Genomic DNA, 17,283 nt, shown 5'->3' on the forward strand with positions numbered 1-17,283 from the left:
CTCAGGCGGGGACGGCGCAGGAGCAGCGGACGTGGACCCGCTCGGCGGCGTTGGGTCGCCGGTGCAGGACCATCGCGACGACCATCGGCGCGAACACGATCGCGTTGTAGAACAGGTGCAGCTCCACGCGCGGGATGACGAGCTGGATGATGCTGGTCGGCGCGGACTTGCCGAGCAGGTAGACCCCGCTGGTGGACTGGATGATCAGCAGCAGGTGCTCGATGTGGTGCCAGAACTGCAGGCCCAGCGCGACCCTCCACCACGTGCGCGAGCGCCCGGTGAACCCGTGGCGCAGCACCACGAGCGCCACCAGCATGACCAGGGCGAAGCCGTAGTGCATGACCTCGGACGTGACCAGCCACGGGAACGCCAGCCCCAGGGCGCCCTTGGCGCTCGGCACGGACCACCCGAAGCCGTAGATCTGCACGGCCTGGGTGATGTGCTCGACCCAGTGCGCGACCACGACGACCAGGAACCCGTACAGCGCCAAGCGGTGCCAGCGGGTGTTCAGGACGTCGAGCACGCCGCCGTCGGTGGTGCGGTGGGACAGGGTGTGCGTCACGGCAGGTTCCTCCCTCCGGTCAGGGTCCACGACTGCCGGGAACCTTTGCCGAAGACGCTACTTCCATTGCCGCGCAACGGAACCCTTCCGGGCAGGACTGCGCAAGACAGGAGAGGAACCTCGTTCAGTCCACTGTGGACTGATGTGCCACCGGCGTCACAGCCACCCGGCCTGCCGGGCGATCCGGATCGCGTCGACCCGGTTGCGGGCGTCGAGCTTCTGCACGATGCCGGTGAGCCAGTTCCGCACGGTCCCGGTGGACAGGTGCATCCGCGCGGCGATCTCGGCGGGCTCGCACCCCGCGGCCACCATCCGCAGCACCTCGACCTCGCGGTCGTTGAGCGGGCAGTCCTCGCTGTCCCACGCGGCGAGCGCCAGTTCGCCGTCGAGGACGCGCTTGCCCGCGGCGATCCCCCGCACCGCCTCGGCCAGCCGCTCGGCGGGCAGGTCCTTGCTGAGGAAACCACTTACCCGCGCGGCCAGGGCGCGGCGGAGGGTGCCGGGCAGGCCCATGCTGGTCAGGATCAACGTGCGGCACTCGGGCAGCAGCTCGGACAGCTCGGCCGCGCCGGTGAGGCCGTCCTTGCCCGGCAGGTCGATGTCCACGACCGCGATGTCGGGCTTGGACTTCAACGCCAGCGGCACGATGTCGTTGCCGTTCGCGCACTGCGCTACGACCTTTATGTCCGGTTCGAGGTGCAGCAACGCGACCAGCGCGCCGCGGACGATGTGCATGTCCTCGGCGACCAGGACTCTGATCATGTTCCGTTTGCCTCTCCCCTGCCCGCAATCCTGTGCGCGCAATGTCTATCACCGGGTCCGCCACTTGGCCCTACCGCGGCCGCACGTCGGTTCGGGCGCGCGAAACGCGATGACGACGACACGCGCGTCACGCCGACAGGCGCCTTTCCCGAACGGTGAAGCTCTCGCGGATGGCGTTCCTCCACACCTCGTACGCGGGCGTCGCGCCGGCGTCACCGCCCGGCTCGGTGCGGTCGGCGAGGTCCAGCGCGTCCGCGACGGTGAGGTCGGTGAGCGCCGCGGCGGCGTCCACCGCGTGCGTCGGCACGAAGCCCGAGTGCGCCCGGCCCTTCACCGCGAACACCGAGCCGAGCGCGAGCTCGTCGTGGTGCTCGCCCGCCGCCTCGCGCAGCCGGGTCAGGCCGACCCGGTCGCAACCGCCCGCGAACGTGGCGGCCAGGCCGACGCCGCTCCACAGGTCCGGCTGACGACGTTCGGGGAACCGCCGCACCGCTTCGGCGACCGCGGCCGGGTCGGCGCCGTGGATGAACCACAGCGCCCGCCCGACGCCCTGGTCGGCCGCGCGCGGGAAGTAGTCCGGCGCGCCGAGCCACGGGTAGGGCTCGAACTCGCGCTGCTCGTCCACCCAGCGGCGGGTCTCGAAGTAGGCGCGGTCGAAGCCGTAGCCGTCGACGGCGAGCCAGCTCATGACCGGGTGGTGCGGCACGCCGTCCAGGTCGGGCAGCACCTTCTTCCACAGCGGGCGCGGCAGGCGGGCCATCGCGAACCCGATGCCGATGTAGCAGAGGAACAGGTGCGGCAGGCCGGGGCCGCGCAGCAGCTCGGCCGTGCGGTCGCGCCGACCGCCGGGCATCACGTCCAGCACCGTGCAGGCCATCGTGGCGCCCTCGTACGCGAAGCCGCGCAGCTCGGGCTCGACCATCTCCAGCCGGGCCTCCAGCTCCCACGCGGGCGGCGCCTCGACGCCCCACTCGAAGCCGGCGACGACGGCCTGCGGGACGGCTTCGAGGCGGGTGGAGGTCGGGCCGGGGGCCGCCTGGAACCCGCGCTCGGCGAACCGCACCGAGGCGAACGACGGCGCCAACAGGACCTTGCGCAGCGCACCAGTCAAACCCGCCATACCGTCCTCCGCACAACTCGGCCGATGCGGGCATCCGGGGTACCCGTCGTCACGGTGAGGCACCAGGCAATCGCACAGTGATTTCATCCCGCTGGAGACTCGATTGATTTCCGTTGGCGGGGAAATCACCCGTTCGTAGCAATGGAGGACCGATTCTCCCGCCATACTGTCCTTCGGACGACCAGCGTGGACCCGTAGGTTGCGCAGGAACCGAGGGGTGCTCGGTATACTGGGCAGGATTTCTTGGGTATGGGGGAACGGCGTGATTCGAGTCCTGTTGGCGGAAGACATGCATATGGTTCGCGGTGCGCTGGCCGCATTGCTGAACCTGGAACCGGATATCGAGGTCGTCGCCGAAGTGGCCTCGGGGGACAAGATCGTGTCCACCGCCGCGGAAGCCAAGGCGGATGTCGCGATCATCGACATCGACCTGCCCGGCAAGGACGGCCTCACCGCCGCCGGGGAGCTGAACCAGCGCCTGCCCACGTGCCGCACCCTGATCCTCACCTCCCTCGGCCGCTCCGGCACGGTCCGCCGGGCGCTGGACGCCAAGGTGAACGGCTTCCTCCTCAAGGACGCGCCGTCGGAGAAGCTGGCCGACGCGGTGCGGTCGGTGGCCGTCGGCCGCCGGGTCATCGACAGCGAGCTGGCCCTGTCCGCGTGGGAGACCGAGGAGTCTCCGCTCACGCCGCGCGAGGTCGAGATCCTCCGCCTGGCCGCCCGCGGCCGCACGGTCGTCGACATCGCCTCCGAGCTGTACCTCTCCCCCGGCACGGTCCGGAACTACCTGGCCGCCGTGGTCACCAAGCTCAACGCGCGCAACCGGGTGGACGCGATCCGCATCGCCACCGAGGCCGAGTGGCTCTGAGCCCGTCGTCCCCGGCGCGTTGGGCCGAACAGCTCATGCGCGGCGCACCCCGGACGAGGGTGGAAGACCTGTAGTCCCAGGTGGTGAGGACACTGTCCGCCCAGCCGGCGATCTGCGACCGTCAACCGCGACACCGCCGACCGCTGGGGGACAACATGGGAACGGGAGAACTCCGCATCGCGCTGCTGGGTCCGCTCGACGTCCGGGTGGACGGCGAGGACCGCACGCCCACCGCGCCACGCCTGCTGCCGCTGCTCGCCGTGCTCGCCACGAGACCCGGCCGGCCCGTGCAGGTGGACGCGCTCGTCACCGAGCTGTGGCCCGAGCACGCGCCGCACGACGTCCGGCGCACCCTGCGCACCTACGTGCACCACCTGCGCCGCGGTCTCGCGCCGGCGCGGGTGCTGACCAGCTCGTGCGGGTACGCGCTGGAGCTGGAACCGGCGCGGGTGGACGTCTTCGCCTACCGGAGCCTGCACCAGCGGGGCGTCGAGCTGATGGCGCGCCGGGACCACCCGGGCGCGGCGCGGGCGTTCCGGGACGCGCTGGACCTGTGGTCCGGGCCGCCGCTGTCGGGGGTGCGGTGCGGGCCGGCGCTGTCCGCGTACGCGCTGCACCTGCTCGACCAGCAGCGCGTCACCCGCGGGCTGCGCATCGAGGCCGAGATCGCGGGCGGCCTGCACCGCGAGCTGATCGGCACGCTCCGGTCGCTGACCGAGGCCAACCCGCTGGACGAGGGCCTGCACGGGCAGCTCATCCGGGTGCTCGGCCGCTGCGGGCGGCGGTCGGACGCGGTCGAGTCCTACCGCGGCCTGCGCGCCAGGCTGCTGGACGAGCTGGGCGTGGAGCCGTCCGACGAGCTCCAGTCGCTGCACCGGTCGCTGCTGGCGCGGTGAGCCGGTCCGGTGATCGCCCCGGGCGGGGCGACCACCGGCGCACGTGGTCGGCCGGTCAATAATCGTCCAGCGCGGACCACCAGACGACGGCCTGGTCGTCACCGCTCAGCTCGCCGACGTAGGCGATGTCGAAGGACGACTCCGCCCACCGGATCGCGACCCGGACGACCAGGTCGTGCTTGACCAGGATGACGTACCGGTCCGCCTGGCGCGGCACCCGGAACATGTCGTAGACCAGGAAGACCGAGCCGTCCGTCATCGAGAACAAGACCTCGTAGACGACGTCGCGGTCAGCCTGGCACGCCGATACCGCCCACTCCTCCAGGACGTCCAGGCCCGAAGTGAGCTGGAGACGCGGTGCCGCGGCCATGGGATCGCCTCCTCGACACAGCGCTCACGGGAAGGTGCTCGGCTGCCCGCGGCACGGCCGCGTGACGCAGGCGTGGCGGCGGGTGGTACGACGGGCGCACGGGCCCCTCCCGGTGAGGTCGCTGGTGGTGGTCGCGGCGGCGGTAAGTCTGAACTTCGGCGGGGGTCTTGCTTCGGTGAACTCGCGTCGGCGGTCTCGCTTCGGCGGTCCTGCTTCGGCGAGCGGTCTTGCTTCGGTGAACTCGCGTCGGCGGTCTCGCTTCGGCGGTCCTGCTTCGGCGAGCGGTCTTGCTTCGGTGAACTCGCGTCGGCGGTCTCGCTTCGGCGGTCCTGCTTCGGCGAGCGGTCTCGCTTCGGCGGTGGTGTGACCGCGGGGGCGTGACCGCGGCAGGGCGTGAACCGCGGTCGACGGGTGGTCAGGTCGGCGGGTTGCCGTGCTTGCGCGACGGCCCCGGCTTGCGCTTGTCCTGGAGCATGGCCAGCGCGCGGGCGACCGCCGACCGGGTCTCCGCCGGGTCGATCACGTCGTCCACGAGGCCGCGCTCGGCCGCGTAGTACGGGTCGAGGTACTCGGCCTCGTAGGCGGCGACCAGGTCGCGCCGGGTGGCGGCGGGATCGGCCGAGGCGGCGAGCTCACGGCGGTGCAGCACGTTCACCGCGCCCTCCGCGCCCATCACCGCGATCTGGTTCGTCGGCCAGGCCAGCGACACGTCGCACCCGATGGACCGCGAGTCCATCACGATGTACGCCCCGCCGTAAGCCTTGCGCAGCACCACCTGCACGCGCGGCACGGTGGCGTCGCAGTACGCGTGCAGCAGCTGGGCGCCGTGCCGGATGATGCCGGAGTGCTCCTGCTCCACGCCGGGCAGGAAGCCGGGCACGTCGACGAGCGTCACGAGGGGGATGCCGAACGCGTCGCAGAACCGCACGAACCGCGCCGCCTTCTGTGACGCCGGGCCGTCGAGCACGCCCGCCATCACCACCGGCTGGTTGCCGACCAGGCCGACCACGCGACCGTCCACCCGGGCCAGCGCGCACAGCACGTTGCCCGCCCAGCCCTCGTGCACCTCGAAGAAGTCGCCGTCGTCGGCCAGCTCGGCGAACACCTCGCGCATGTCGTACGGCCGGTTCGGCTCGACCGGCACGATGTCGGCGAACCGCTCGCTGCGGTCGTGCTCGGCGCCGACGGACCCGCTGTCCGGCGGCACGTCGAGGTAGTTGGACGGCAGCAGCGAGATCAGGTGCCGGACGTCCTCCAGGCAGCTCTCCTCGTCGTCGTGCACCACCGTCGCCACCCCGGACGACGTGCCGTGCACGTCCGCGCCGCCCAGCTCCTCGTGGCCGACCCGCCGCCCAGTCACGGCCTCGACCACGTCGGGTCCGGTCAGGTACATGCGGGCGGTGTCGCGCACCATGAACGTGAAGTCGGCGAGCGCGGGCGAGTACGCCGCGCCGCCCGCGCACGGGCCGAGCACCACGCTGATCTGCGGCACCACCCCGGACGCCTCGACCTGCCTGCGGAAGATGCCGCCGTACCCGTCGAGGGCCAGCACGCCCTCCTGGATGCGCGCGCCGCCGCTGTCGTTGAGCGCGATGATCGGCGACCCGGTGGCGATGGCGAGGTCCATCACCTTGTGGATCTTCGCCGCGTGCGCCTGCCCCAGCGAACCGCCGAACAGCGTGAAGTCCTGCGCGTAGACGAACACCCGCCTGCCGTCGACGGTGCCCGAGCCGGTGACCACGCCGTCGGTGGCGGGCCGGCGGTGCGCCAGACCCGCCGCGGCGGCCTGGTGCCGACGGTAGGGCTCCAGCTCGACGAACGAGTCGGGGTCGAGCAGCGCCTCCAGCCGTTCCCGGGCGGTCCGCTTGCCCTGGGCGTGCTGCCGCCGCACGGCGTCCGCGTCACCCGAGACGATCCGCGCGCGCTCGTCACGGCGCTGCTCGCGCAACGCCGCCATCGTGCGCGGCGGGGTCGGGGCGGCGGGTGGCGGGACCGGGCGCTCCGGCGCGACGACCGGCGCGGCGTCGAGCGCCCGGGTCAACGGGATGACCCGGGCGTCGCCCGTCCGCTGCGGGTGCGCCCGACCGTACCGGTCGTCGGGTTCGGCGTACCGCGCGCCGGTCTCGCTGTGCACGGTCACGCGGCGTCCTTGGTCCGGGCCTGGCGCGCCCGCTCGTCGCGCTCGATGTCGGCCAGGATGTCCGACCACCGGATGCCCCGCGCGAAGCCGGACATCGGGACGTCGCGCCGCGCGCCGCCCAGCGGCCACGGCGCGTGCGCGACGGCCTCGTCGGTGACGTCTCCCGCGACCTGCGCGGCGTCCCGGGGCTCGCCGTGCGGGTCGAACGGGTTGCGGTCCGCCGTGCGGTCCTCGGTGCGGTCTTCGGTGCTCATCGGGGTTCCCTCCCTGCGGGTGGTCGGGGGTCAGGCGGTGGCGCGCAAGCGGTCGTCGAACCGCAGGTAGTCGCCGCCGTAGAACAACAGGGGGTCGCCGCCCGTGCCGCTCGACGCGAGCACGCGGCCGACGAAGATCGAGTGGTCGCCGCCGACGTGCACGGAGTCCAGCGCGCACTCCAGCCAGGCGAGCGCGCCGCCGAGCAGCGGTGCGCCGGTGCGCGGGCCGGGCGTCCAGTCGACCGCGTCGAACTGGGCGAGCCCACCGGGACGCCGCCAGTCGGCGAAGTGCCGCGCCACGTCGCGCTGGTCCGCGCCGAGCACGGACACGGCGTACGAGCCGGCTTCGACGATCGCGCTGTGCATCCGGGCCACGCGGGACACGCAGCACAGCACGAGCGGCGGTTCCAGCGACACGGACGTGAACGAGTTGGCCGTCATCCCGTGCGCGTGCTCGCCGCCGGCGGTGAGCACGGTGATGCCCGTGGCGAACCGGCTCATCACCTCGCGCAGGCCGGCCCGCGCGGGCAGCAGCGGCCCGGCGGCGGGTTCCGGCGGCTTCGCGCCGGGTCCGCGCACGGTCCCGTCGGCGTCGGTCAGGTAGTGCTGGGGCATGTCGGTCGCCTCCGCTCAGGCCCGGACGGCCCGGAACGCGCCGGGCGCGCGACCCGGACCGGCCGGACCGCGGTAGGCCTGGGCGACGTCGAGCCAGTGGTCGGCCAACTCGCCCTCGGCGCGCACGTCCACGTCGTCGCGGTGCCGCCGTCGGGTGGCCAGCAGGAGGAAGTCCTCGGCGCTGCCGGTCACGCGCTGGTCGGCGTCCTCGGGGCCGAACGCCCACAGGGCGCCGGACGGCGCGGTGATCTCGAACCGGAACTCGGCGTCCGGCGGCGTGAGGCCGCGGGCCTGGTACCCGAAGTCGCGCACCCGCACGGCGAACGCCACGATGTGCCGCAGCCGGTCGGTGCGCTCGCGGCGCACCCCCAGCGCGTCGGCGATGTCCTGCCCGTGCGCGAAGGTCTCCATCATCCCGGCGGCGGCGAGGATCGCCGGCGGCAGCGGGTTGACCAACCACGGCACGAGCCGGTCCGCGGGCACGGCGGCCAGCGCGGCGATGCCCGCGTCCCGCTCGGCGCGCCAGCGGGCGAGCAGCTCGGGCCCGGGCGTGCCGAGGTAGCCCGCCAGGGCGCCGTTGACGGCCGCGTCGAACCCGGCGGTCATCGTCTTCGTCATGGCGGTGAACGCGTTCGGGTCGGCCGCCGCGAGGCCCGCGATGCGGAAGATGAACGCGAGGTGCCCCACCTGGTGCCGGACGGCCCAGCCCGGCGCCGGGGTCGGGACGTCCCAACCCGCCTCGTCGAGGTCGGCCACCAACGCGTCGATCTCGACCGCGTCGGCGGTGAGGTCCGCGACCACGTCCTGCAAGCTCATCACCGTCTGGTCCTCTCGCCGGAAGGTCTGGGAGGGACGGCGGCCACCCGACCGGGCCAGGGGGGAAGGGCCCTTTCGGGTGGCCGCCGCACCGTCGCACCGGGGCCACGAGACCGACGACGAGAGCCGGTGCGTCTCGGGGGTGTCCGGTCGTGCCGGTGACGAAGCTCCCGGTGCGACAGGTCAATCGTCTCCGCCGGCGACGGCCGGCGTCTTCTCCTCGCGCGCCGTCCTCGGCGCCAGTGCCGCCGCCGCGGTCCACGCGGCCCACGACACCACCGTCACCAGTGCCCGGTCGTCCGCCCCGAGGGCGCGCACGTCCGCCACGTCCTCGTCGGTCACCCGGTAGGACGCCTTGGCCGTGAGCAGCGCCAAGCGTCCCGCCGGACGGTCCACTTCGGACAGTTCGGCCAGGGGTCCGTCCAGCCACGCCGGTCCCAGCGCGGGCGACGTGCCGTCCCACTCCGCCACCTGCCGCGCCACCAGCCCGCGGACGCGGTCGGGCACGACGTCGGCGGCGGCCGCGTCGATCGTCCTCCCGACGGCGTCGAGGACGTCGTCACCGGTCGCATCGAGCAGCGGCAGGGACGCGCCGGGCGTCACGTCCGGTCCCGGCCGCAGCACGCGGCCCAGCACGGCCCGCGCGGCGGTCAACCCGCGCGCGGGCGGTGGCAGCGGTTGCGGGTCGAGGAACACGTTGACCACGCGGTTGAGGTAGTGGAACGCGGTCGCGACCGCCGACAGCCCCGCCACCGCGCTCTCCGGCACCGCGCCCTCCGGCACCGCGCCACCGCCGCCCACCGCCCACCGCGCCAGGTCGCGCACGGCCGGGTCGCGGATCGCGCCGAGGTCGCCGGCGGCGATGGCGTCGGCCGCCGACCCGTGCCCCAGCGAACCCAGCGCCAGACCGTGCACCTCGACGCAGTACGGGCACGCGTTGGCCCGCGACACCGCCGCCGCCACGACCTCCCGGTCGGCCCGGCTCGCGCCGCCCGGCACGAGCAGGGACTCCCGCAGGAGCACCCAGCTCGCCGCCAGCACGTCCGGCGCGGCCGAGTGCAGCGCGACCGGCGGCGCGAGCACGCCGAAGTCCCGCTCCACCTGGTCGTACACCCGCCGCACGAGGCCGGTCGCCCGACGCGGCGGCACGCACCGCACGTGGCGGACGTCCCGCAGTGTCCGGTGCAACGCCTTGCGCACCAACGCGTTCGCCACGGCGACCGCCTCAGTGCCCGGCGACCGGGGACAGCTTCAGCACGCCCCGCCGGCCGCTGGTGGACCCGTCCGGCGCGGGCGCGCCGTACGACACGTCCACACCGCGTTCCCGCGCCGCGCGCACGATCCCGGGCACGGCCCGCTCGGCGAGGGCGGCGATCGTCATGGCCGGGTTGACGGTCAGCGCGCCGGGCACCGCCGAGCCGTCCGTGACGAAGATGCCGGGGTGGCCGCGCAGCTCGTGGCCGGGGGTGAGCGCCGAGGTGGCCGGGTCGTCGCCGATCCGGCACGACGCCAGCGGGTGCACGGTGTACGCGCCGACCACGTCGTTCGTCCACGGCTCCACCGTCGCCAGTCCGTCCTTCTCCAGGATGGCCTTGCAGTCGGCGTCCGCGAGCGCCCACCCGCGCCGGGTGTTGGCGGTCGGCTTGTAGCTCAGCGGGCCGCGGCCCAGCATCTGCTGCGAGATGCGGAACGCGTTGCCGGTGGGCGGAGGCGGGCCGAAGACGCCCTCGTTGTCGTCCTCGGTCATGAGGAAGATAGTGAGCCAGGAGGCCCACTTCGACAGCATCTCCTTCTTCGCCGCGCCGAACCAGCGCGGCTCCTCGCCGCCGTGCGTCTGCGCCAGGATCGTGCCGAGGCCGGGCGGGAAGTACAGCTGCTCCAACGAGTACCGCTCGTACTCGGGCAGCGAGCCGTCCAGCTTGTCCCAGTTGGCCACGGTCGGGCCCTTGCCGATGTGGTTCGCCGCGTACACCAGACCGTCCTCACGGGACAGTCCGAGCACCTCGCGCACCCGTTCCTCGTTGATCACGGCGGTGTTCAGCCGCTCGCCGTTGCCGGAGAAGTACCGGCCGACGGCGTGCGGCAGCTCGCCGAGCGACGGCTCGGAGCGCTGGAGGATGACCGGCGTGGCGCCCGCGCCCGCCGCCACGACGACGATCTTGGCCTCGATGACGCCGCCGCCGGTGTGCACGCGGTAGTCCTCGCCGTCGACGACCTGGTAGTGCACCCGGTAGCCGCCGTCGTCGGTGCGCTCCAACCGCTGCACCTCGTGCAGGGGCCGGATCTCCGCGCCGTGCGCGAGGGCCGCGGGCAGGTAGTTGGTGAGCAGCGAGCGCTTCGCGTCGAACCGGCAGCCCGCCATCATGAAGTTGCAGTTCACGCACCGGTCGTTGTCCACGGCGACCGGCGCCGGGTTGGCGGTGCGGCCGGAGTGGTTGCAGGCCGCCGCCCACAGCCCGCCCGCGTACGACACGTCGTCCCAGGTCTGCGTGGCGACGGGCAGCGCCTCCGTGACGCGGTCGTACCAGGGGTCCAGCGTGTCGCGGGTGATCTCCCCCGGCCACATCCGGCGGCCGATCGAGCCGTGCCGCTCGAACACGAACCGCGGCGCGCGCGGCATCGCGGCGAAGTAGACGACGCTGCCGCCGCCCACGCAGTTGCCGCCGAGCACGCTCATCCCGTCGCCCACGACGAAGTCGAACGCCCGCGTGTAGGACGACCCGAGCAGGTAGTCGTGCTCGAACTCCTCGGACTGGAGCCACGGCCCGCGCTCCAGCACGGTCACCTTCGCGCCGCCCGCCGCCAGGTGGTACGCGGGGATGGCGCCGCCGAAGCCGCTGCCGATGACGACGACGTCGGTCTGCTCGCTGCTGCTGGTCATGCCGGGCTCCCGGAGGGCGTCGTGTCGGGGTGCGGGTCGGCGAGGACCCGCCGGTAGGAGAACCGCGGGAAGCGCCACAGGCCGTCCGGGTCGGGCGCGGTGTAGCCCATCGCGAGCAGGCCGGGGTGGCCGGCCGCGATGGCCTCCGCGGTGTGCAGGTGCGCCGCGCTGTCGTAGGCCATGTTGCTGAACAGCGCCAGGGCGACCCAGCCGTCCTTCTCCGGGTGGCCCGGCGCGGTGAGCCGCGCGACCAGCGCGGTGCGGTGCGCGAACGGCAGCGCCACGAACGCGGGCACGTCGTCGTCCAGCACGAGCCCGTGCTCCTCGGCGTACCCGGCGGCGTGCGCGTTCAACGCCTGCGCCAGGTACGGCAGGCCCGCCGTCACGCCGGTGGCGGGTGTGTTCAGCAGGTCCAGCGCGCCGGCCTCGACGGCGCCGGGCCCGTCCGCCGCGCCCGCGATCGCGCGGTCGTCGGGCGAGCGCTTCGCGCCCGGCAGGATCGTGTCGGCGAACGCCTCCAGGGTCAGCACCCCGGCGCTTTCCGCGTCGGTCGTTGTCGGTGACACCGGACTACCTCCTCGTGGGCCGTCGGTCGGCCGGGCCGTCCGACGCGGTGTGCACGGTCATGGGCAGGCCGCCCCGGACCCGCAGCGACAACATCGCCTCGGGCGTCACCGGACTGCCGGGCAGCTTCGCCAGCCGCACCTCCCGGGACAGGACGACCAGGACGAACACGGCCTCCATCAGCCCCAGGGCGTTGCCGACGCAGAACCGGGGCCCCGCGCCGAACGGGATGTAGGCGTACCGGGGCCTGCCCTCGGCCCGCTCCGGGAGGAAGCGGTCCGGGTCGAAGCGCTCCGGGTCGGACCAGAACTCCGGGTGCCGGTGCATCGTGTAGGGCACGACGACGACGTCCGCGCCGGCGGGCACGTGGTAGCCGCCGATCTCATCGTCCGCCAGCGCCACCCGGGGCAGCAGCCACACCGGCGGGTAGAGCCGCATGACCTCCTCCACGACCCGCACCGCGTACGGCAGCCGGTGCAGGTCGTCGGCCTCGGGCAGCCGGTCGCCGAGCACGTCGACCGCCTCGGCGCGCAGCCGCTCCGCCACGTCCGGGTGCTCGTCGAGGAGGTGGAACGCCCAGCCGAGCGTGCTCGCCGTCGTCTCGTGCCCGGCCAGCAGCAACGTGATGAGCTGCTCGCGCACCTCCTCCGGCGACGCGAACCGGGCGACCAGGCGGGACAGCAGGTCGTCGCCGTCCGGGCCGGCGGCGCGGCCCGCCACCAACTCGTCGGCGATCCGGCGCAGGTCCGCCCGCGACCGCCGGAACCTCACCTGCCCCGGCGTGGGCAGCCAGCGCGGCACCAGGCCGAGCGTGACGGCCTCGAACATCGCCTGGTCCTGCACGGCCTCGAACGAGTGGCCGAGCGAGGAGTGCGGGCCGAGGTCCGCGTCCAGCAGGGTCCGGCCGAGGACGCCGAGCGTCAGCGACGTCATCTCGTGCAGGACGTCCACCGGCGGCCCGCCGACGTGCTCGCGCAGTCGGCGGGCCAGCAGGTCGACCTCGGCGGCCACCAGCCCGGCCCGCGCGGCGATCCGCTTGGGCTGGAACGCGGGCTGGATGGCCTTGCGCTGGGCCCGCCACGCCTCGCCGTCGCTGACCAGCACGCCGTCGCCGAGGGCGCGCCTGGCCTGCCGCAGGCCGATGCCCTTGTGGTAGTTGGTGGCGTTGTCGGCCAGCACGTGCTTCGCGTGCTCGGGCCCGTTGACCAGGTAGAGGGCCTTGGGCCCGATCGCGATCCGGACCACGTCGCCGTACCGGGCCCCGTCCGACATCAGCCGCAGCCGGTCGGTGAACAGCAGCCGCAGCAGGCCGGGGGTGGCCCGCCGGGGCGGTCCGGGCGGCACCCGCCGGCCCTCCCGGACCTCGGTCGGCGCCGTGGTCATGCCGCCACGGCCTTGGACTCCTCACGGGGCGGCTCGACGGCCACCGGCGCCGCCACGACCGTCTCCGGCTGCGTCGCGTTGACGACGGCCTCCAGCTCGGAGGTCTCCCGCTGCAAGCGCGCCTTCTCCACGAAGTGCACGCCCCACAGGAACGCACCGCGGATCAGGCACACCGCCGCCGTGGCCAGGAACAGGCCGTAGGCGACGTGCACGACCATGAAGAACCCGTACGCCAGGGCCACACCCGCGCCGAACGCCACCTGGGAGGCGGGCTTCGACGGCGTGGTGCCGGGGTCGGTCACCATGTAGTTCGTGTAGAGCACGAACGCGACGCCGGTCATCATGCTCAGCGCGCCGAGGATGGCCGTGTCGAACAGCAGGCCGCGCACGACGGCCTGGAGCACGAACGTCACCAGCCACGCGCCGATCAGCCACATCCGCTGCGTCAGCTTGGCGTTGAGCAGCGTGCCGGACGCCAGGATGATCGCCACGATCACCCAGCCCACCCACGTGTCCACGTTCTCGGTGAAGTGGTACGGCGGCGCGATGCTGGCCCACGGGAACACCAGCAGGATGATCGTGATGCCGAAGTTCGACGGGTTCATGTAGTGGCGCAGCCGGCCGCGCACGGGCGCTTGGAGCACCCACTTCGCGCCCACGGCCACCACGACGCCGAACATCATCACGAGGACCTGGTCGTTGACGTAGGTCAGCATGTTGAGCGCCAGGCCGGTGATGTGCGCCGGGAACAGGAACTCCACCAGCCCCCGAAGACCCCGGCCGCGGAAGCGGGGCGCGCGGCCCTGCGACCGCGCGCCGATCAGCTCGAGGCCGATCTCGGTGGCGTACGCGGTCGCCAGCGCGATGAACGGGTACGTCCACGGCTGCTCGAACCCGAGGACCGTGTAGCCGATGATGTTGAAGATGGTGATCGAGATGGCGAACCGGCGGAGGGCGATGACGACCTTCGGCTGGTGCCTCGGCGGGCTTGCTGCTTGCTGCTGCTCCATGTCGTTCACCTCTCCACGGCCTTGGCGCCGAGTTCGATCGTGTGCCGGCCCGACGCCAGCGACAGTTCCTGCGTCCGCAGCTCGCCGCCGCGGTCGCGCCACTGGACGAGCACCGGCACCTGACCGGTGACGCCACCGAGTCCGATGTGGACCTCGTGGCTGCGGCGACCGGAGTGGCCGCTGCCGCCGTCGACGCGGCCGACGTGCGTGACACCCGCCGCGGTCGCCGTCACCTGGGCGCCGATGACGGCCGAGCCCTTCTCGTCCACCAGCGACAGCTGGAGGTACGACCCGGTGGTGGGGCTGGTGTTGCGGTAGAAGACCGGCGCGTCCCACTGCCGGGCGACGGCGAAGTCGAGCCTGCCGTCGGCGTCGGCGTCACCGGTGGCGATGCCGCGCGTCGGGACCGGCACGGCGAGGCCGAGCCGCGGCGCGAGGTCGGTGTAGGCGCCGTCCGGGCCCTTGGCGAAGAAGTGGAGCGTCTGGTCGCCCGCGAGGTCGTCGCCGGGACGCAGGTTCGGCCACCACGCCGGGTTGTCCAGCAGGGCGTCGTGCGCCGCGGCCAGCTCCTGGAGCTGGGGCCACCGGTTGACCTGGCCGCGCACGAACCCGGTCGCCTGGGTGATCACCGGGTCGCCGCTGTTGTCGAAGTCGGCGATCTTGACGTCCCAGCCCCACCCGGACCACGCGGTGCGGGCCTGCGCGCTGCGGTCGGTCCACGGCGCCTCGCCGCCGCCCAGCCGGGCCCGCAGGTCCGCCCGGTCCGCCGCGGTGTTGACGAAGTGGAAGTTGCTCTCCTCGATGCCCCACGACGTGGTGATGTTGCTGACGAACAGGTCGTAGAGGCCGTCGTGGTCGAAGTCGGCGAAGTCGACGCCCATGCCCTTGAAGCTGTCGTTGCCCAGCACCTTGGACTTCGGGTCGTTCGGCCCGCGGACGCCCTTCACCTCGGTGAACCGCACGTCGCCCGGCGTGGACCGGTTGTGCAGCAGGCGGTCGTGGCCGAAGTCGTTGCCGATGTACAGCTCGGGCAGGCCGTCGTGGTCCACGTCGGTCGCGCTGACCGCGAGCGACCAGCCGTGCCGCGCCTCCTCGGGGATGGCCTCCTCGTCCAGCGCGAACGTCACGCCCGGCTCGGCGCCGGAGGTGCCGTCGACGAACCGGAAGACGTACTTGCCGCCGCCGTTGTCGGCGTGGGACATCGAGCGGTTCATCTCGACGCCGCCCGCGACCCGCTCGTCCAGCACGGGGCTGCCGTCGGGGAAGTAGTTGCCGATGAACACGTCCTGGTGGCCGTCGCCGTCGAAGTCGCCGACGGTCGCCGCGTTGGTGTTCCACACCGGGCCGCTGTAGACGCCGTTCGCCGAGTGGTCGCCGGGGATCAGCTCGACCGGGCGGTACGAGGCCGCGCTGAGCGGGCCGGCGCCGTCCTTGGCCAGGAACACGACGGGCGTGCGGCCCCAGTAGTGGACCAGCAGGTCGATCCGGCCGTCCTCGTTCAGGTCGGCGGGCACGCAGCCCATCGGGGCGATGTAGGCGCCCATCGGCAGCGGCGACTCGGACAGCGCGAACGGCGCGTACCGGTCACCGCCCTCGCCGGGCGTCGGCGTGACCACGGTCTGGTCGCTGCGCGGGTCCACGAGGCACAGGTCGTTGGAGCGGCCGTCGCCGTCGAGGTCGTTCATGGCGATGGCCGCGCCGACCGAGGAGATCCAGGCGCTGATGTGCTCGTAGTCCTGGTTCACCGTGCGGATCGACTGGTGCCTGGCGGCTTCGGGCAGGGCGATGGTCATCGGCGTGAACGAGTAGCGGGACGCCAGGGACTCCTCCTCCGCGGAGGAGATCCCGGGCAGTCGCGCGACCAGGTACATGCTGATCACCAGCGCGACGGCCACGAAGCCCGCCAGGTGCCTGCGCAGCCGGCTCGTCGTCGCGGTCATGGGGCCACACCTCCGGATGTGAGGACTTCGTCGGCGATGCGCTGCCGCCAGGACTCGAACGCGGGCACCACGCCGTCCACGGGGACGGCGGGGCGCACCTCCTGCGTGATGGCGGCGGCCCGTTCGGCGGGCAGCCCGCAGATCGCCCTGGTGGCGCGGTCGGTTTCGGGGATGAGCAGGCCGGCGCGGACGCGGGCCTCGGCCGCGAACGCGCTGCCCTGGGCGAGCGGTCCGCGGTGCGGCCCGGCGAGCCGGACCAGTTCGGCCAGTTCGTCGTCGGTCGCGCCGCACGCGTAGGTGGACGCGAGGCCCACCCCGGCGTACAGGTCGGACCTGCGGTGCTCGGGGAAGCCCGCGATGGTGGACGCGACCAGGTCGACGTCCGTGCCGCAGACGAACCACAGCGCGCGACCGATTCCCTGGTCGATGCCGCGCTGGGCGTACTCGGAGTACCGGCCGCCGGGCCACGGGAAGGCCGGCTCCCGGTACTGCCGCCGCACGTACTTCTCGGTGCGGAAGTAGGCCTGGTGGAATCCGTAGCCGTCGAGCACCAGCCACCGCAGCAGCGGGTCCAGCCCGTCGGGCGACGGCCAGCGGAACCGGGGCAGCCGCGCCATGGCCCACCCGATGCCCACGTAGACGATGTACGTGTGCTTCTCGGCGGGCCCGGCGAGGAAGTCGGCGACGTGCCGCCGGCCGCCGCCGGGCAGGCCGTCCAGCATCGCGTACCCCATCCCGGCGCCTTCGTAGGCGAAACCGCGGAAGCGCGCGGGGATCGTTTCGAGCCATTCCTCGGCCTGCGCCGGTGAACGTGCCTCGACGGCGTTCGCGTAACCGGTGAGGAACTTCTCACCGACGGTCTCCAGCAATTCCTGGGAGGCGGCGTCCTTGCGCGGAAAACCGCGCTTCACCAGGGATGTCTCGGAGACGCTTGGTGTCAGGATTCGGCGCCTGAGCGAGCGCCATCCATTACTCAAGGCACTTCCCCCATTTCCTTCGGGACGAGGTGGCAACGCTGTGGGACAAAGCTCCTCCAGCGACGTGGGTGGCGACTACTCCGCCCTTGCTGGTTCCGGCGCGGCGCGGGAACACCGCACGCCGC

Annotated in this window: 17 protein-coding genes; 2 read left to right on the forward strand and 15 right to left on the reverse strand. The window is 73.1% G+C overall.

What is annotated here, in order from left to right:
- Position 1: 1 nt before the first annotated feature.
- From ACRAKH_RS21320 to ACRAKH_RS21330, 3 genes are all read right to left on the reverse strand, one after another.
- A complete protein-coding gene (locus ACRAKH_RS21320; RefSeq protein ID WP_380729410.1) occupies positions 2-562 on the reverse strand; it encodes a hypothetical protein in 561 nt (186 codons plus the stop codon).
- A gap of 156 nt (positions 563-718) precedes the next feature.
- Positions 719-1,324 (reverse strand): response regulator transcription factor, encoded by a 606-nt coding sequence (locus ACRAKH_RS21325; protein ID WP_380729408.1) that lies wholly within the window; start codon positions 1,322-1,324, stop codon positions 719-721.
- Between the two features lie 127 nt (positions 1,325-1,451).
- Complete coding sequence (locus ACRAKH_RS21330; RefSeq protein WP_380729406.1) at positions 1,452-2,444, reverse strand: DUF1702 family protein; 993 nt, start codon at positions 2,442-2,444, stop codon at positions 1,452-1,454.
- A gap of 262 nt (positions 2,445-2,706) precedes the next feature.
- On the opposite strand from ACRAKH_RS21330, the gene ACRAKH_RS21335 reads away from it, so the two are divergent.
- Together ACRAKH_RS21335 and ACRAKH_RS21340 are read left to right on the forward strand one after the other, a co-directional pair.
- On the forward strand, positions 2,707-3,312 hold the full coding sequence (locus tag ACRAKH_RS21335; RefSeq protein WP_380729404.1) for a response regulator transcription factor: 606 nt from the start codon (positions 2,707-2,709) through the stop codon (positions 3,310-3,312).
- A gap of 155 nt (positions 3,313-3,467) precedes the next feature.
- Positions 3,468-4,208, forward strand: a complete 741-nt coding sequence (locus tag ACRAKH_RS21340) for an AfsR/SARP family transcriptional regulator (protein ID WP_380729402.1) — start codon at positions 3,468-3,470, stop codon at positions 4,206-4,208.
- A gap of 55 nt (positions 4,209-4,263) precedes the next feature.
- Here the strand turns inward: ACRAKH_RS21340 and ACRAKH_RS21345 are convergent, their stop codons facing one another.
- From ACRAKH_RS21345 to ACRAKH_RS21400, 12 genes are all read right to left on the reverse strand, one after another.
- On the reverse strand, positions 4,264-4,578 hold the full coding sequence (locus tag ACRAKH_RS21345; RefSeq protein ID WP_380729400.1) for a DUF6235 family protein: 315 nt from the start codon (positions 4,576-4,578) through the stop codon (positions 4,264-4,266).
- Between the two features lie 415 nt (positions 4,579-4,993).
- Positions 4,994-6,718, reverse strand: coding sequence for an acyl-CoA carboxylase subunit beta (locus tag ACRAKH_RS21350; RefSeq protein ID WP_447009212.1), 1,725 nt, complete (start codon positions 6,716-6,718; stop codon positions 4,994-4,996).
- Positions 6,715-6,972, reverse strand: a complete 258-nt coding sequence (locus ACRAKH_RS21355) for a DUF6222 family protein (RefSeq protein WP_380730473.1) — start codon at positions 6,970-6,972, stop codon at positions 6,715-6,717. Before ACRAKH_RS21355 ends, ACRAKH_RS21350 begins: the two co-directional genes overlap by 4 nt.
- Positions 6,973-7,002: 30 nt before the next feature.
- Positions 7,003-7,587, reverse strand: coding sequence for a flavin reductase family protein (locus ACRAKH_RS21360; RefSeq protein WP_380730471.1), 585 nt, complete (start codon positions 7,585-7,587; stop codon positions 7,003-7,005).
- A 15-nt stretch (positions 7,588-7,602) separates the two neighbouring features.
- On the reverse strand, positions 7,603-8,403 hold the full coding sequence (locus ACRAKH_RS21365; RefSeq protein ID WP_380730469.1) for a TIGR03084 family metal-binding protein: 801 nt from the start codon (positions 8,401-8,403) through the stop codon (positions 7,603-7,605).
- Positions 8,404-8,586: 183 nt separating this feature from the next.
- A complete protein-coding gene (locus ACRAKH_RS21370) occupies positions 8,587-9,618 on the reverse strand; it encodes a carboxymuconolactone decarboxylase family protein (RefSeq protein WP_447009213.1) in 1,032 nt (343 codons plus the stop codon).
- 10 nt (positions 9,619-9,628) lie between these two features.
- Entirely contained in the window at positions 9,629-11,284 is a 1,656-nt protein-coding gene (locus tag ACRAKH_RS21375; RefSeq protein ID WP_380729144.1) for a GMC family oxidoreductase N-terminal domain-containing protein, read from the reverse strand.
- Positions 11,281-11,850, reverse strand: a complete 570-nt coding sequence (locus ACRAKH_RS21380) for a DUF5987 family protein (protein ID WP_380729142.1) — start codon at positions 11,848-11,850, stop codon at positions 11,281-11,283. The genes ACRAKH_RS21375 and ACRAKH_RS21380 overlap by 4 nt, the downstream gene beginning before the upstream one ends.
- 4 nt (positions 11,851-11,854) lie before the next feature.
- On the reverse strand, positions 11,855-13,231 hold the full coding sequence (locus ACRAKH_RS21385) for a cytochrome P450 (protein ID WP_380729140.1): 1,377 nt from the start codon (positions 13,229-13,231) through the stop codon (positions 11,855-11,857).
- Positions 13,228-14,241: an enediyne biosynthesis protein gene (locus tag ACRAKH_RS21390; RefSeq protein ID WP_380729138.1), complete on the reverse strand. Its 1,014-nt coding sequence runs from the start codon at positions 14,239-14,241 to the stop codon at positions 13,228-13,230. Before ACRAKH_RS21390 ends, ACRAKH_RS21385 begins: the two co-directional genes overlap by 4 nt.
- Before the next feature lie 5 nt (positions 14,242-14,246).
- Positions 14,247-16,181 (reverse strand): CRTAC1 family protein, encoded by a 1,935-nt coding sequence (locus ACRAKH_RS21395; protein ID WP_380729136.1) that lies wholly within the window; start codon positions 16,179-16,181, stop codon positions 14,247-14,249.
- On the reverse strand, positions 16,178-17,158 hold the full coding sequence (locus ACRAKH_RS21400; RefSeq protein ID WP_380729134.1) for a DUF1702 family protein: 981 nt from the start codon (positions 17,156-17,158) through the stop codon (positions 16,178-16,180). Before ACRAKH_RS21400 ends, ACRAKH_RS21395 begins: the two co-directional genes overlap by 4 nt.
- Between the last annotated feature and the right edge of the window lie 125 nt (positions 17,159-17,283).

Source organism: Saccharothrix hoggarensis (assembly GCF_052936025.1).

Excerpts from the sequence above, each read along its gene's own strand:
- ACRAKH_RS21325 (WP_380729408.1), bottom strand. The coding sequence starts at position 1,324 with ATGATCAGAGTCCTGGTCGCCGAGGACATGCACATCGTCCGCGGCGCG.
- ACRAKH_RS21330 (WP_380729406.1), bottom strand. The coding sequence starts at position 2,444 with ATGGCGGGTTTGACTGGTGCGCTGCGCAAGGTCCTGTTGGCGCCGTCG.
- ACRAKH_RS21340 (WP_380729402.1), top strand. The coding sequence starts at position 3,468 with ATGGGAACGGGAGAACTCCGCATCGCGCTGCTGGGTCCGCTCGACGTC.
- ACRAKH_RS21345 (WP_380729400.1), bottom strand. The coding sequence starts at position 4,578 with ATGGCCGCGGCACCGCGTCTCCAGCTCACTTCGGGCCTGGACGTCCTG.
- ACRAKH_RS21355 (WP_380730473.1), bottom strand. The coding sequence starts at position 6,972 with ATGAGCACCGAAGACCGCACCGAGGACCGCACGGCGGACCGCAACCCG.
- ACRAKH_RS21360 (WP_380730471.1), bottom strand. The coding sequence starts at position 7,587 with ATGCCCCAGCACTACCTGACCGACGCCGACGGGACCGTGCGCGGACCC.
- ACRAKH_RS21365 (WP_380730469.1), bottom strand. The coding sequence starts at position 8,403 with ATGAGCTTGCAGGACGTGGTCGCGGACCTCACCGCCGACGCGGTCGAG.
- ACRAKH_RS21375 (WP_380729144.1), bottom strand. The coding sequence starts at position 11,284 with ATGACCAGCAGCAGCGAGCAGACCGACGTCGTCGTCATCGGCAGCGGC.
- ACRAKH_RS21385 (WP_380729140.1), bottom strand. The coding sequence starts at position 13,231 with ATGACCACGGCGCCGACCGAGGTCCGGGAGGGCCGGCGGGTGCCGCCC.
- ACRAKH_RS21390 (WP_380729138.1), bottom strand. The coding sequence starts at position 14,241 with ATGGAGCAGCAGCAAGCAGCAAGCCCGCCGAGGCACCAGCCGAAGGTC.
- ACRAKH_RS21395 (WP_380729136.1), bottom strand. The coding sequence starts at position 16,181 with ATGACCGCGACGACGAGCCGGCTGCGCAGGCACCTGGCGGGCTTCGTG.